Here is a 13,035-nt window from a genome sequence, read left to right on the forward strand (position 1 = left end):
CTGCGAACTATTTATTAAGCCACCAAATACTTCCATTTAAAACGGCAGCAAAACTTACCCAAGCCAAATACGGAAGAAACAGATAACCTGCAATTTTATTGATTTTAGCAAATTGAATATAGGTTTCATAAATCATCAGCCACAAAACAATAATTTCTAAACCTGCCAACATTGGATTGTGCAATCCAAAGAATAAATAGGACCACAATGCATTTAGTGCCAATTGAATCGTAAAGAAAATCAATGCTTTTTTAACCGCTTCTTTTTCAAAATCAATTCGGCTCCACACCAATCCTGCAGCAACGCCCATCATAATATACAACATACTCCAAACAGGTGCAAAAACCCAATTGGGCGGATTAAAGCTTGGCTTGACTAAAGTAGGATACCATGTTGTTATTGCAGAACGAGTGACTATTCCGGAGAAATAACCAATAGCAAGACAAGTAACAACAATTGCTAATATTCGGGTAATCTTATTCATTTTTATGTTTTTAAAAATTTTTGAAACAGGATATTTTTTTTTAAAACCATATAAGACACTAAAGAAAATATAAGTTTAATAAAACAAACCATTAAATGGACGTATATAACTTATATGGTTATTTTTTTATCGGTCAAATTTACTTAAATCTTTCTAACGATTAACCGGATAAACAAATTAACAAAAAAAGTATCTTTACATAAATTTTTAAGTTCATGATTTCAGCAAACGATTTTATTCCATCAAAATATATGTATTCCGTTGAAAAGGGAAATTTCCAATGGAGCGCACCCAGTAATATTGCCCTCGTAAAATATTGGGGCAAAAAGGACAATCAAATTCCGGCCAATCCTTCGGTTAGTTTTACATTGAATAATTGTAAAACCATTACCAAATTGGCTTTCGCCAAAAAACAAAATGATGGTACATTTTCCTTTGATTTACTTTTTGAAGGAAAACCAAAAGAAGATTTCAAACCAAAAATCCAAAAATTCTTGGAACGAATTGAAATCTATTTACCCTTTTTGAAAGACTACCATTTTACAATTGACACGGAGAATACGTTTCCACACAGTTCGGGAATTGCCTCATCTGCATCTGGAATGGCTGCATTAGCAATGAACCTGATGAGTTTAGAAAAAGCATTAAATCCTGAAATGACTTCAGCCTATTTCTATCAAAAAGCTTCTTTATTAGCACGCTTAGGTTCCGGTAGCGCTTGTAGAAGTGTAAAAGGAAGTGTGGTGGTTTGGGGAAATCATGCCAATATCTCAGGAAGTTCTGATTTATTTGGGGTGGAATTTCCAAATCCGATTCATGCTAATTTTAAGGATTATCAGGATACGATTTTATTAGTTGATAAAGGTGAAAAACAGGTTTCGAGTACCGTTGGCCATGACTTAATGCACGAACATCCTTTTGCCGAAAGAAGATTTGCACAGGCTCACGAAAACTTGGATAAACTAATCCCCATTTTTGAAAATGGAAATTTACAGGAATTCATCAAAATTGTAGAAAGCGAAGCCTTGACTTTGCATGCCATGATGATGACTTCAATGCCTTATTTCATATTGATGAAACCCAACACTTTGGAAATCATTAATGCGATTTGGAAATTTAGAAATGACACTAAAATCCCCGTTTGTTTCACACTGGATGCCGGAGCAAATGTGCATGTTTTGTATCCAAATAGGGATAAACCAAAAGTATTACAATTTATTAAGGACGAATTAGTTGGCTATTGTCAAAATGGTCAGTACATTTGTGATCAAATTGGGAATGGAGCTATTGAGATTGAATAATTTTTAATATCTTTATTTTTAAATAGTTGAAGTTATGGATATTCAATCTGAAAAATTAGAATTAATAAAGATGTTGTTAGAAACTGACGACAAAGCTACAATAGAAGCCATAAAAAACATTTTGAAATCAAATAAAAAAGAGGTTTGGGAAAAATTAACTCCTGAGCAACAAGAAGAAATTAACATAGTAATACAAAAGGAAAATCGTGGTGACATAGTCGATTTTTAAATTATTGAAAATTACCAGCCCCAAATTACCTAACTACTGACCATATATGAAAGGACCCTTATTTTATTCAAAAATATTACTCTTTGGAGAATACGGAATTATTCGTGATTCAAAAGGATTGTCCATTCCTTATAATTTCTATAACGGCGCACTTAAAAGAGACGAAAATCCATCTGATGAAGCAATAAAATCAAATGGCAATCTTAAACGTTTTGTTACTTATTTAGCAACATTACAAAGTGAGCAACCCAACTTAGTAACTTTTGATTTAGCGACTTTAAAAAATGATATTGAAACTGGAATGTATTTTGATTCCAGCATTCCTCAAGGTTATGGTGTAGGAAGTAGCGGGGCTCTTGTAGCAGCTATTTACGATAAATATGCACAAAATAAAATCACGGTTCTGGAGAATTTGACTCGTGAAAAATTATTGCAATTAAAAAATATATTTTCTCAAATGGAGAGTTTTTTCCACGGAAAAAGTTCTGGTTTAGATCCTTTAAACAGTTATTTGAGTATTCCAATTCTTATCAATTCTAAAGATAACATTGAAGCTACCGGAATTCCAACACAAAGTTTAGATGGAAAAGGTGCTGTATTTTTGTTAGATTCAGGAATTGTAGGTGAAACGGCTCCTATGGTGAATATTTTCATGGAAAACCTTAAAGACAAAGGATTCCGTGCCATGTTGAAAAATCAATTTGTAAAATACACTGATGCCTGTGTGGAAAATTTCCTTGGTGGCGATATGAAATCCTTGTTCATGAACACCAAAAAATTATCAAAAGTGGTTTTGAATAACTTCAAACCAATGATTCCGGAACAATTTCACGGAATCTGGCAACAAGGAATTGACAGCAATGATTATTACTTAAAATTATGTGGTTCTGGCGGCGGTGGCTACATCTTGGGTTTTACTGAAAATTTAGAGAAAGCCAAAATCTCGTTGAAAGATTACAAACTAGAAGTGGTTTATCAGTTCTAAAAGCTCAAAAATTTAAACTTTAAACTCCCCGAATGTTAGGCAGGCTGTACAAGCATTTTATAATGTGAACTCTGTTTGTTCTCTTTTAACTTACACCACAATTATCATTTTGAAGCAATTTGATTTGTTATGAATACCTACCTAATTATTTATTTTTGGGTACAACTATATACTTTTAAATCATTTTGATAACAATGCAATTTATAGGAATTTCACTTTCTCGATGAGCTACTTAAAAGCAATAATTTACATCATTCTTCCTAAAACTTATTACCAAATAAATTTAAAAAAAATCCTACATTTTTAATAAAAACATCCTATCTTTAAACATCTGCTTTTTTGCACTTCTATTTACAAAAAGAACAATATGTCTGAAAATAAAATTGTTGGAAATTTCAAGCTTCGCAATATATTCATTCCTCTGATTATAGTGATTTTGTCTTGTTCTTCTTTGATTGTCATTAACTATCTAACTATTAAAATTTTATCGGCATCCAGAGCGTATGTAAATGGAGAGTCCCATTATTCTAAAGGACAAAAAGATGCAACCCGCCACCTTATCACCTATCTTTTTACTAAGGACCCAATTCAGTGGAAATTATTCAATGAAGAATTAAGTGTTCCTAAAGGAGATAAAATTGCACGAATCGGCTTGACAAATGATGACACTACTGAGACCATCAAAAATGGATTTAGAGCAGGCAGAAATAATGAGAAAGATCTGGATGATCTAATTTGGTTATTTAGATATTTTCATTCCGTTCCTTTTTTAGCAAAAGCGATTAATGAATGGCAAAAAGGCGATTATTTAATTGCTCAATTAGAATCAATTGGAATTGACTCTCACAAAAAAATAAGTACCAATAATTTAAAACCTGAAGACACGCAAAAATTTTTTCAACGGATCAATATCATTACTGATAAATTAACAAAAAACGAACGTAATTTCTCTGAATCACTTGGGGAAGGCACGCGTTTGATTAAAACCTATCTTCTTTTAACCAATATATTTTTTACTTTGGTGATCATAGGCAGCGTAAGTATTTACTACTCCGTCATGATTAACAGGCTAAGACGCTCGAAAGATGAAACAGACGATAAAAATAAAAATTTAATCATTGCCAATACTGAACTTGACAAGTTTGTGTATAGCGCTTCACACGATTTGCGTTCTCCTATCTTGTCGCTAAAAGGATTAATAGAAATCGTAAGACTAGAGGATGATTTAGATCAAATTAGGTATTATTTAGACTTAATGCATGAAAGCCTTGATAAGCAAGATGAATTTATAAAAGAAATAATAGATTATTCTAGAAATAAAAGAAAAAAAGTAGCCATTGGTCCCGTCAGTTTAACTAAAATCATAGATGAGATCATTACTCAACATCAATATATTAAGGGCACGGATGAAATCGCCATCGTAAAAGAATTATCAATTGATGAATTGCATAGTGATGGTTTGAGATTAAAAATTATTTTAAATAATTTATTGTCAAATGCCATTAAGTATTCTGACGAAAAAAAAGAAAAAAGGTATATTTCAATTAAAACATATACCATGGGAGAATTTTACAAAATAGAAATTGAAGATAATGGCATCGGAATTAATACCGAATATCAGGTCAAAATTTTTGAAATGTTTTTTGTAACTAATAACAATAATAAAGGTTCTGGATTAGGTCTTTACTTGGTAAAAGAAGCTGTTGAAAATCTTAATGGATATATAAAAGTTGATTCGGTAATGAATATTGGAAGTACATTTATAGTAACTATACCGAAAGAATATGAAGTCTAATTATAAAATTTTGATAATTGACGACAATATAATTGATCAAATTATCACCAAACAATTACTAAAAAAAACACTCGGTATAAGTGAAATATGTACTGTTAATAATGGCAAACAAGGAATTGAATGGCTTAACAATTATAAAAGGAATCCTGAAGAATCTCTAATTATTTTATTGGATATAAAAATGCCAGAAATGGATGGATTCGAGTTCCTTTCGGAATATGAAATACTACCTGAAGAATTGAAAAAAGAAATTCAAATTTTCATGCTTTCATCTACATTAGACCCTAATGATATTACACGAGCAAAAAGCAATAAATATGTAAAACATCTTTTAAGCAAACCTTTGCCCGTTAAGGAATTTAGCGAAATGATTTATCCTGACTCATCTTCAAAAACAGCCTAATCAATATTTTGAATCCGATAAAACCAAAATTCTCCCCTATTTACAGCTAAGAAATACTCTTAATTCAGCAAATTTATCAGTAATATCATCTTAGAAGAATTCTCCTGTATTTATTTGTAAAAAAATCAAGTTGATTTTAAAAACAAAATCCTAAATTTGAAAATAAATAAGTTTACCATAATCACAACCTTGTAAAACTTGATAAAAACTTTTAATAAAAAATGTTAAGCAGACAGCACAAGCTTCTTATAATGAAAATTGCAAGTTTGTTCTCTGTGGTTAGAGGGTATAACATTCCAATTATAATTTTGGCGCAATACCTTTCGGCGATATTTATTCTCGCTCCTGAGATAAGAGCTTTGACTATTCTACTTGATTTTCCTTTATTCTTAATTGTCTTTGCTTCCTCGCTTACCATTGCTTCCGGGTATATTATCAATAATTTTTACGACAGCCAAAAAGATTTAATCAATCGCCCCAATAAATCGATGCTCGACCGATTGGTCAGCCAAAAAACTAAACTAAGCGTTTATTTCAGCCTAAATTTTATCGTTGCCCTGATAACGATGTTTGTTTCGTGGCGTGCTTTTTTATTCTTTTCGGTTTATATTTTCCTGATTTGGTTTTATTCTCATAAAATAAAAAAATACCCAATTATTGGCAACCTAATGGCTTCATTGCTGGCAGTTTTACCTTTTTTTGCGATACTATTATATTTTTACACTAAAATTCCTTTCTATGAAATGGAGAGTTACAAAAGTCAATTTGCAGTAATTTTTGCTCATGCCACTTTTTTATTTCTATTACTTCTTATTAGGGAAATGATTAAGGATTTAGAAAATCTAAAAGGTGATTTAGCCAATGATTATAAAACGATTCCGATAGTTTATGGCGAAGAAACATCAAAAAAAACGATTACTATTTTAACTATTCTGACGGTATTACCCGTTTATGTTTTAATCGAAATTTACGATGTAGGGTATATGGATATCTATTTTTATTCCTGTCTTATTGTCTTGATTTTTTTCTTGCTTTATTTGTGGAAATCAAACACCAAATCACAATTTTTGTTACTCCACAATGTCTTGAAATTCCTTATTGTGGCTGGAGTATTTTGTATTGTTCTTATCAATCCAAGCGTTTTGTGGCACGGAAAAAGATTGTTGATGATGATTTAGATTTCTCTTTCGTGAGAATTATAAAAAAGGGGAATCCATTTCCTAAAAAAACTCCCAAATTTCTCCATTAGGTTAGCCCCGATTACAACGGCATCCTTTTTCTTTTTTCTTTAAAAAGAAAAAGATAGAGTGGAAAGCGGGAAATAGCTCCAAAAAAGACTAACTAAAAGATATTAATCAGCTTATTAACTAGATAGTTAGCGTTTTTATAATTGGCTCTTATTGATTGTCAATTATATAAATAGTATCTTTGCACAAATTATTGGAATATTATGAATAACAAGGAAGGCAATAATAAGAAAAGTGGTCCAAGAGCAAATAGCTCAAGACCAAGTTCGAATAAGCCAAAACCTGCCATGCAGAAGCGCGCTCAAGGGCCGAAAAAAGTTAAAGTAAATACTAAAGTTGCCGATATCGCTACTGATAAAGTAGAGAAAAAACCAAATCAAGCACCAAAGAGACCGAAAGTAAAAGACGAGATTCGTTTGAATAAATACATCGCTAATTCGGGTGCGTGCTCGCGTCGTGATGCTGATATTTATATTCAATCCGGAACGGTGAAAGTAAACGGGATTCCTGTTACCGAAATGGGATATATGGTGAAACCTGGAGATGTTGTGAATTTTGACGGTTCAACTTTGACTCCGGAGAAAAAAGTGTACATCTTACTGAACAAGCCTAAAAACTTTACGACTGCCATGGATGAAGGTCAGGAGTATCGTAATGTATTGGAACTGGTAAAAGGTTCTACAACTGCAAAAATTGGTGCTGTTGGAAGAATGGATAAGAATACAACTGGATTATTATTGTTTACGAACGACACGGATATGATTCGTAAGTTTACTTTACCAAGTCAAAAATCATCTAAAATATACCAAGTTTCATTAGATAAAAACTTGAAATATGAAGATTTAGAAAAGATAAATAAAGGATTGACTCTTGATGGACACCGTGTTTTTGTAGAAGATGTAAGTTACATTGATGGTGAAGCGAAAAGTGAAATTGGTTTACAATTAAGATCGTCTAACGTAAAAGTAGTTCGTAACATTTTTGAACACTTCAGCTATGATGTATTGCGTATTGACAGAGTTTCTTTTGCAGGTCTAACTAAAAAGAATTTGCCAAGAGGAAACTGGAGATTGCTTACAGACCAAGAAATTATCAATTTGAAGAACGTTTAATATTTCTTTGAAATTATAAAAATGAAATCCCTTTCGCATAAAGCGAAATGGGATTTTTTTTAATTAAAAATTCAATCCTAAATTAGTATGACGCCAGAAAAATTACAATCAATTGCTTTTAAATGGTTTGAAACTTTTAATAATAAAGAGTTAGAAAAACTATTGTCTTTGTACGATGAAGATGCAGTACATTTTAGTCCAAAACTAAAAATATACAAACCTGACACTAATGGCTTTGTTACTGGTAAAGATGCGTTACGGGAATGGTGGCAAGATGCTTTTGAGCGTTTACCAAGTTTGAACTATAAAGTAAAATCCCTTACCGCAAACGTTGATCGTGTTTTTATGGAATATGTCAGAACCGTGAACGGAGAAGAAGATATGCTTGTTGCAGAAGTATTAGACATAAAGGAAAATAAAATAATTGCTTCCCGAGTGTATCACGGATAAAAACGAACTTTAAATAAAATAGAAATCCCATTTAGCTTTTGGCTAAATGGGATTTTATTTTTATACCATATTGCGTTTAAATAAAAAAAGTTTCTCGATGTGAGAAGCTTTTTTGTTCCAATAAACCCAGAAATATATTAACCACTAATCCATTTTTTTTAGTAAATTAGCTACAACTATTTAACCATCAATCCCTATGAGAAAAATAACCCTTGTTTTAACAGCATTCACTATTTTACTATTGCTGGAAAACTGCAAGTCCAAAGAGAAAAAAGAAGATTTCAGTGCCTTGACAAAAAACTACTTTGACGATAAAAATGCGCTGGATCCTTTGACTGCAACACAAAATGGTCAAAACCAATACAACGATCAGTTGCAATTTGAAATGACGGATAGTTATAGAAAATCCCAAGCTGCATTTTTTGACAAATATGAAAAAGCTTTGCAAACTGTTGATGAAACTAAACTTTCTGAAGAAGAAAAAAATAGCTACGAAATCATTAAATGGGAAGTCGAAATAGGCAAAAATCTGTTAAAGCAACCTACTAATTTAATGCCAGTACACCAATTTTGGGGAACGCACTTGACCATGGGACAATTTGCCGGAGGAACGAATGCACAACCGTTTAAAACAGAGAAAGACTATACTAATTTCTTAAAAAGAATGGATAAATATTCGGTTTGGATTGATTCTGCTATGGTGTATATGAAAAAAGGAATCAAACAAGGTATTGTTATACCAAAAGCATTAACTATACAGTTAATTCCTCAATTTGCAGAAATGGCAAACCCAAAAATAGAAGATAATTTGTTTTATTCGGCTATAAAATTGATGCCCGCCACTTTCTCTGACGCCGTAAAAAAAGAGCTAACGACAAAATATACCGCGATAATCAATGAAAAATTGATTCCACAACACAAAAAAATGGCTGAATTCTTAAAAAACGAATACCTTCCTTCGTCCAGAACAACAAGTGGAATAGGCAGTTTACCTTTTGGCAAAGAATTATATACAACCTACGTAAAACAATGGACCACTACCGAAATGACTCCCGAAGAAATTCATGAATTGGGATTGAAAGAAGTAGCTCGAATAAATGCCGAAATGGAAAAGGTAAAAACTCAAGTGGGGTTCAAAGGCACTTTATTAGAGTTTTTTGAAGAAGTCAGAAATAAAAAGGAATTAAAACCTTTCAAAAAACCCGAAGAAGTTATTGCCAATTTCCAACGTATTTATACCCGTATAAAACCGAATGTGGATAAATTATTCTCGTTGCAACCCAAAACAAAATTTGAAATCAGAAGAACGGAAGCTTTTAGAGAAAAAACAGCCAGTGCAGAATACATGCAAGGTACTGCAGATGGTTCCCGTCCAGGTATTTTTTATGTACCAATACCAGATGTAACTAACTATAATGTTTATGGAGATGATGATTTGTTTCTGCATGAAGCCATTCCTGGGCATCACTTCCAAATTTCCTTGCAACAAGAAAACAATAGTCTTCCAGATTTTAGAAAATTCAATTGGTTTGGCGCTTATGGCGAAGGCTGGGCTTTATACACGGAAAGCTTAGGTAAAGAATTAGGCCTGTACAAGGATCCTTATCAATATTTTGGTATGCTAGGCAACGAAATGCATAGAGCGGTACGACTAGTGGTTGACACCGGCTTACATACAAAAGGGTGGACTAGAGAACAAGCGATTAAATATTCTCTGGAAAATGAAGCCGAAAGTGAAGCAAGTATAATTCCAGAAATCGAACGCTACATGGCAATTCCCGGACAGGCATTATCTTATAAAATTGGACAATTAAAAATAATGGAATTGCGTAAAAAAGCTCAGGATAAAATGGGAACCAAATTCGATATAAAAAAATTCCACGAAAAAGTATTAGAATCCGGAGTAATGCCATTAGCTTTATTAGAAAAGAAAATTAATACTTGGATAAATGAATCTAAATAAAAATGAAAAAAAAACTATTCAACGGCTTATTACTTCTATTTATTATTTCTAGTGTTAATGCACAGCTAATTATTGAAAAAATTGATCCGTACTCAAGTGGAGTTCTCTTTAGAAATCCAAACTTCGACAATCATGATTCAGTCAAAATAGAAGGTTCTCCATACCTAATTGAAGACTTTCAATTAGCAGAAGTTTCGGGTGTCAATAAAAAATTATTAGTACGCTACAATGCTGCAACAGACGCAATTGAAGTTAAAGGTGAAGATACGCAAGGATTTTTACTCACTAAACAAAATCCTTATCACACAATTACTATAATTGGGAAGCAAAATAAAATAAAGCTTTTAAATTTCAGGAATAAGGAGGGCGAAATTTATGGATACTTATCGGAATTACACAATACAAATACTGTCATTTTATATAGAAGAGATCGAATTGTGTTGCAAAAGGCAGTAGAAGCCCGAACTTCTTATCAGGAAGCAATACCAGCGAAACTTGTTAAAGCAAATGAAGAGTATTATTTGAGTCTAAAAAACGAAATTGCGGTAGCAATACCAAGAAATAAAAAAGAACTTCAAGATCTCTTTCCTGCTAAAAAAGAAGAAATTGCGATTTATCTAAAGGATCACAAATACTCCTTAAAAGATGAAAAGAGTATTATTGAAATGGCAAAATTCATTTCTACACTACAATAAAAAAAAAGCTTCTCACTTGAGAAGCTTTTTTTGTGCGGATAATAGGACTCGAACCTACACGCCTTGCGGCACCAGATCCTAAGTCTGGCATGTCTACCAATTTCACCATATCCGCTCAATTGTGGGTGCAAAGATAAACATAAGTTCCAATTTTCAAAGCAATTTATGGAAAAAATATTTATACTATTTTTTGTACTTTTGAAACTATAAAATTTAAATCCATGGAAAATATAAAATCTTATGTTCAACAACATAAAGATCGTTTTATAAACGAATTAATCGAATTATTAAAAATCCCGTCCGTAAGTGCAGATGCCGCTTACTCTCAAGATGTTATCAACACTTCCGAGGCTGTAAAAATAAGCTTAGAAAAAGCAGGATGTGATTTTGTTGAGATTTGCGACACACCAGGATACCCAATCGTTTATGGTGAAAAAATTATCGATCCAGCCTTACCTACGGTTTTAGTTTACGGACATTATGACGTTCAACCGGCAGATCCAATGGAATTATGGACTTCTCCACCCTTTGAACCCGTTATCAAAAAGACAGATATACATCCTGAAGGCGCTATTTTTGCTCGTGGTGCTTGTGATGACAAAGGCCAAATGTACATGCACGTAAAAGCATTGGAATATATGGTTCAAAGCAATACTTTACCTTGCAACGTAAAATTTATGATTGAAGGCGAAGAAGAAGTGGGATCTAAAAGTTTGAGTTGGTTTGTGGAACGCAACCAGGAAAAGCTAAAGAATGACGTAATTCTGATTTCGGATACCGGAATGATTTCAAACCAGCAACCATCCATCACTACTGGATTACGCGGATTAAGCTATGTAGAAGTCGAAGTTACGGGGCCAAACCGTGATTTACATTCTGGTTTATATGGAGGAGCAGTCGCGAATCCTATTAACGTTCTGGCGAAAATGATTGCTTCCCTTCATGACGAAGACAATCACATTACCATTCCCGGTTTTTATGACAATGTACAAGAATTATCTCTTGAAGAAAGAGCCGAAATGGCCAAAGCGCCTTTCAACTTAGAAAATTATAAAAAAGCACTCGACCTTAACGACGTTTATGGCGAAAAAGGATATGTTACTAACGAAAGAAATTCCATTCGTCCTACACTTGACGTGAACGGAATTTGGGGAGGATACACCGGAGAAGGTGCTAAAACAGTTATTGCAAGTAAGGCTTTCGCTAAAATTTCGATGCGTTTGGTTCCAAATCAAGATTGGGAACAAATTACCGAATTATTTACCAAACATTTCATGAGCATTGCCCCTGCCGGCGTTACCGTAAAAGTAAAACCTCATCACGGCGGACAAGGTTATGTAACTCCAATTGACAGCATAGGCTACAAAGCCGCTAATATGGCCTATACAGAAACCTTTGGTGTTCCTGCCATTCCGGTGCGTTCAGGAGGAAGTATTCCTATTGTTGCCTTATTCGAAAAAGAACTGAAAAGCAAAACAATTTTGATGGGATTTGGTCTTGACAGTGATGCTATTCACTCGCCAAACGAACATTTTGGAATTTTCAATTACCTGAAAGGAATTGAAACTATCCCCTTGTTTTATAAGTATTTTGTGGAGTTATCTAAATAATTTTTCCCAGATAAATAGTAAAATCCGTTCAGAAATGAGCGGATTTTTTTTTGGGCGTTACCTTGTTCCAGAACTATCCGGTTCAATAAAAACTTCTATTTAGAAACAAGGTCGGGCTATTCGCTCTATCTTTTGTTCCATTTTCATTTGTTTCGCCAATCGTTCTTCCTGTCACAAAAGGATGCCGCTGCTATCCCTAACGCAATATCTGAATAGCTAAAATATTTCTTGTTAAAGTTTGATTATAATTTCTATATTTATGGAACAATTTCCATTCTTTAGAATAAATTCAAAATATGCGCTATACTATTTTTTTATTTCTACTCCTCCAATTACTGCACAGCTGTAAAACAAATTCGATTAATCAAAAAGTAAACAAAAGCAGAGAAGGCCTTTGGATAGAGCAATATTCCCAAGACAGTTCGCAATACAAATCAATAGGGAAATACCATAAAGGAGATCCGGTAAAAAGATGGAAGTATTACCTAAATGACAAAATCATCATGAAAGAAAAGTACAAAGATGATTATTGCATCCGAACCAAATACTATCAAAATGGCAAAGTCGAATCAAAAGGGAAAACAAGATTTGACAAAGATAGCAGATACACGCACTGGTTTTATTCAGGCGATTGGAGATTTTTTGACAAAAAAGGGAAGCCAATTTTAATTAAAAAATACGATAATGGGAAACTGATTTCTGAAGAAGAAATTAATAAAAAATAAAAAACCACTCCGTTAAGGAATGGTTCAAACTACAAA

Annotated in this window: 13 protein-coding genes and 1 tRNA gene; 12 read left to right on the top strand and 2 right to left on the bottom strand. The window is 32.9% G+C overall.

The genetic code is table 11. The features are described from left to right. Positions 1-7: 7 nt before the first annotated feature. Positions 8-484 (bottom strand): TspO/MBR family protein, encoded by a 477-nt coding sequence (locus ACM55I_RS05160; RefSeq protein WP_416845696.1) that lies wholly within the window; start codon positions 482-484, stop codon positions 8-10. A gap of 215 nt (positions 485-699) precedes the next feature. Here ACM55I_RS05160 and ACM55I_RS05165 point away from each other — a divergent pair, with 215 nt between their 5' ends. The 10 genes from ACM55I_RS05165 to ACM55I_RS05210 all read left to right on the top strand — a co-directional run bounded on the left by ACM55I_RS05165 (position 700) and on the right by ACM55I_RS05210 (position 10,664). Then, positions 700-1,785, top strand: a complete 1,086-nt coding sequence (locus ACM55I_RS05165) for a diphosphomevalonate decarboxylase (RefSeq protein WP_416845697.1) — start codon at positions 700-702, stop codon at positions 1,783-1,785. A 34-nt stretch (positions 1,786-1,819) separates the two neighbouring features. Further along, entirely contained in the window at positions 1,820-2,014 is a 195-nt protein-coding gene (locus ACM55I_RS05170) for a hypothetical protein (RefSeq protein WP_416845698.1), read from the top strand. 46 nt (positions 2,015-2,060) lie between these two features. Next, complete coding sequence (locus ACM55I_RS05175) at positions 2,061-2,999, top strand: mevalonate kinase family protein (RefSeq protein ID WP_416845699.1); 939 nt, start codon at positions 2,061-2,063, stop codon at positions 2,997-2,999. A gap of 367 nt (positions 3,000-3,366) precedes the next feature. Further along, positions 3,367-4,794: a sensor histidine kinase gene (locus ACM55I_RS05180; RefSeq protein WP_416845700.1), complete on the top strand. Its 1,428-nt coding sequence runs from the start codon at positions 3,367-3,369 to the stop codon at positions 4,792-4,794. Continuing rightward, the gene (locus tag ACM55I_RS05185; RefSeq protein ID WP_416845701.1) at positions 4,784-5,197 is read left to right on the top strand and encodes a response regulator; all 414 of its coding nucleotides are present in this window, start codon (positions 4,784-4,786) and stop codon (positions 5,195-5,197) included. Before ACM55I_RS05180 ends, ACM55I_RS05185 begins: the two co-directional genes overlap by 11 nt. A gap of 221 nt (positions 5,198-5,418) precedes the next feature. Continuing rightward, positions 5,419-6,375 (top strand): geranylgeranylglycerol-phosphate geranylgeranyltransferase, encoded by a 957-nt coding sequence (locus ACM55I_RS05190; RefSeq protein ID WP_416845702.1) that lies wholly within the window; start codon positions 5,419-5,421, stop codon positions 6,373-6,375. A gap of 272 nt (positions 6,376-6,647) precedes the next feature. Further along, positions 6,648-7,556, top strand: a complete 909-nt coding sequence (locus tag ACM55I_RS05195) for a pseudouridine synthase (protein WP_416845703.1) — start codon at positions 6,648-6,650, stop codon at positions 7,554-7,556. Between the two features lie 87 nt (positions 7,557-7,643). Beyond that, positions 7,644-8,006 carry a nuclear transport factor 2 family protein gene (locus tag ACM55I_RS05200; RefSeq protein WP_416845704.1) on the top strand — a complete coding sequence of 121 codons (363 nt, stop codon included), beginning with the start codon at positions 7,644-7,646 and terminating at the stop codon, positions 8,004-8,006. A 196-nt stretch (positions 8,007-8,202) separates the two neighbouring features. Next, positions 8,203-9,969, top strand: coding sequence for a DUF885 domain-containing protein (locus ACM55I_RS05205; RefSeq protein ID WP_416845705.1), 1,767 nt, complete (start codon positions 8,203-8,205; stop codon positions 9,967-9,969). 2 nt (positions 9,970-9,971) lie between these two features. Continuing rightward, positions 9,972-10,664, top strand: coding sequence for a hypothetical protein (locus ACM55I_RS05210; RefSeq protein WP_416845706.1), 693 nt, complete (start codon positions 9,972-9,974; stop codon positions 10,662-10,664). Positions 10,665-10,697: 33 nt separating this feature from the next. On the opposite strand, the gene ACM55I_RS05215 is transcribed toward ACM55I_RS05210, so the two are convergent. Further along, a tRNA-Leu gene (locus ACM55I_RS05215) sits at positions 10,698-10,779 on the bottom strand. A gap of 106 nt (positions 10,780-10,885) precedes the next feature. Here ACM55I_RS05215 and ACM55I_RS05220 point away from each other — a divergent pair. After that, the gene (locus ACM55I_RS05220) at positions 10,886-12,274 is read left to right on the top strand and encodes a dipeptidase (protein ID WP_416845707.1); all 1,389 of its coding nucleotides are present in this window, start codon (positions 10,886-10,888) and stop codon (positions 12,272-12,274) included. Between the two features lie 296 nt (positions 12,275-12,570). After that, positions 12,571-12,999 carry a hypothetical protein gene (locus ACM55I_RS05225; RefSeq protein WP_416845708.1) on the top strand — a complete coding sequence of 143 codons (429 nt, stop codon included), beginning with the start codon at positions 12,571-12,573 and terminating at the stop codon, positions 12,997-12,999. Positions 13,000-13,035: the final 36 nt, after the last annotated feature.

Source organism: Flavobacterium algoris (genome assembly GCF_048158525.1).
In the GTDB taxonomy this organism is placed as follows: Bacteria; Bacteroidota; Bacteroidia; order Flavobacteriales; family Flavobacteriaceae; genus Flavobacterium; species Flavobacterium algoris.

Excerpts from the sequence above, each read along its gene's own strand:
- ACM55I_RS05160 (WP_416845696.1), bottom strand. The coding sequence starts at position 484 with ATGAATAAGATTACCCGAATATTAGCAATTGTTGTTACTTGTCTTGCT.
- ACM55I_RS05165 (WP_416845697.1), top strand. The coding sequence starts at position 700 with ATGATTTCAGCAAACGATTTTATTCCATCAAAATATATGTATTCCGTT.
- ACM55I_RS05170 (WP_416845698.1), top strand. The coding sequence starts at position 1,820 with ATGGATATTCAATCTGAAAAATTAGAATTAATAAAGATGTTGTTAGAA.
- ACM55I_RS05175 (WP_416845699.1), top strand. The coding sequence starts at position 2,061 with ATGAAAGGACCCTTATTTTATTCAAAAATATTACTCTTTGGAGAATAC.
- ACM55I_RS05180 (WP_416845700.1), top strand. The coding sequence starts at position 3,367 with ATGTCTGAAAATAAAATTGTTGGAAATTTCAAGCTTCGCAATATATTC.
- ACM55I_RS05185 (WP_416845701.1), top strand. The coding sequence starts at position 4,784 with ATGAAGTCTAATTATAAAATTTTGATAATTGACGACAATATAATTGAT.
- ACM55I_RS05190 (WP_416845702.1), top strand. The coding sequence starts at position 5,419 with ATGTTAAGCAGACAGCACAAGCTTCTTATAATGAAAATTGCAAGTTTG.
- ACM55I_RS05195 (WP_416845703.1), top strand. The coding sequence starts at position 6,648 with ATGAATAACAAGGAAGGCAATAATAAGAAAAGTGGTCCAAGAGCAAAT.
- ACM55I_RS05200 (WP_416845704.1), top strand. The coding sequence starts at position 7,644 with ATGACGCCAGAAAAATTACAATCAATTGCTTTTAAATGGTTTGAAACT.
- ACM55I_RS05205 (WP_416845705.1), top strand. The coding sequence starts at position 8,203 with ATGAGAAAAATAACCCTTGTTTTAACAGCATTCACTATTTTACTATTG.
- ACM55I_RS05210 (WP_416845706.1), top strand. The coding sequence starts at position 9,972 with ATGAAAAAAAAACTATTCAACGGCTTATTACTTCTATTTATTATTTCT.
- ACM55I_RS05220 (WP_416845707.1), top strand. The coding sequence starts at position 10,886 with ATGGAAAATATAAAATCTTATGTTCAACAACATAAAGATCGTTTTATA.
- ACM55I_RS05225 (WP_416845708.1), top strand. The coding sequence starts at position 12,571 with ATGCGCTATACTATTTTTTTATTTCTACTCCTCCAATTACTGCACAGC.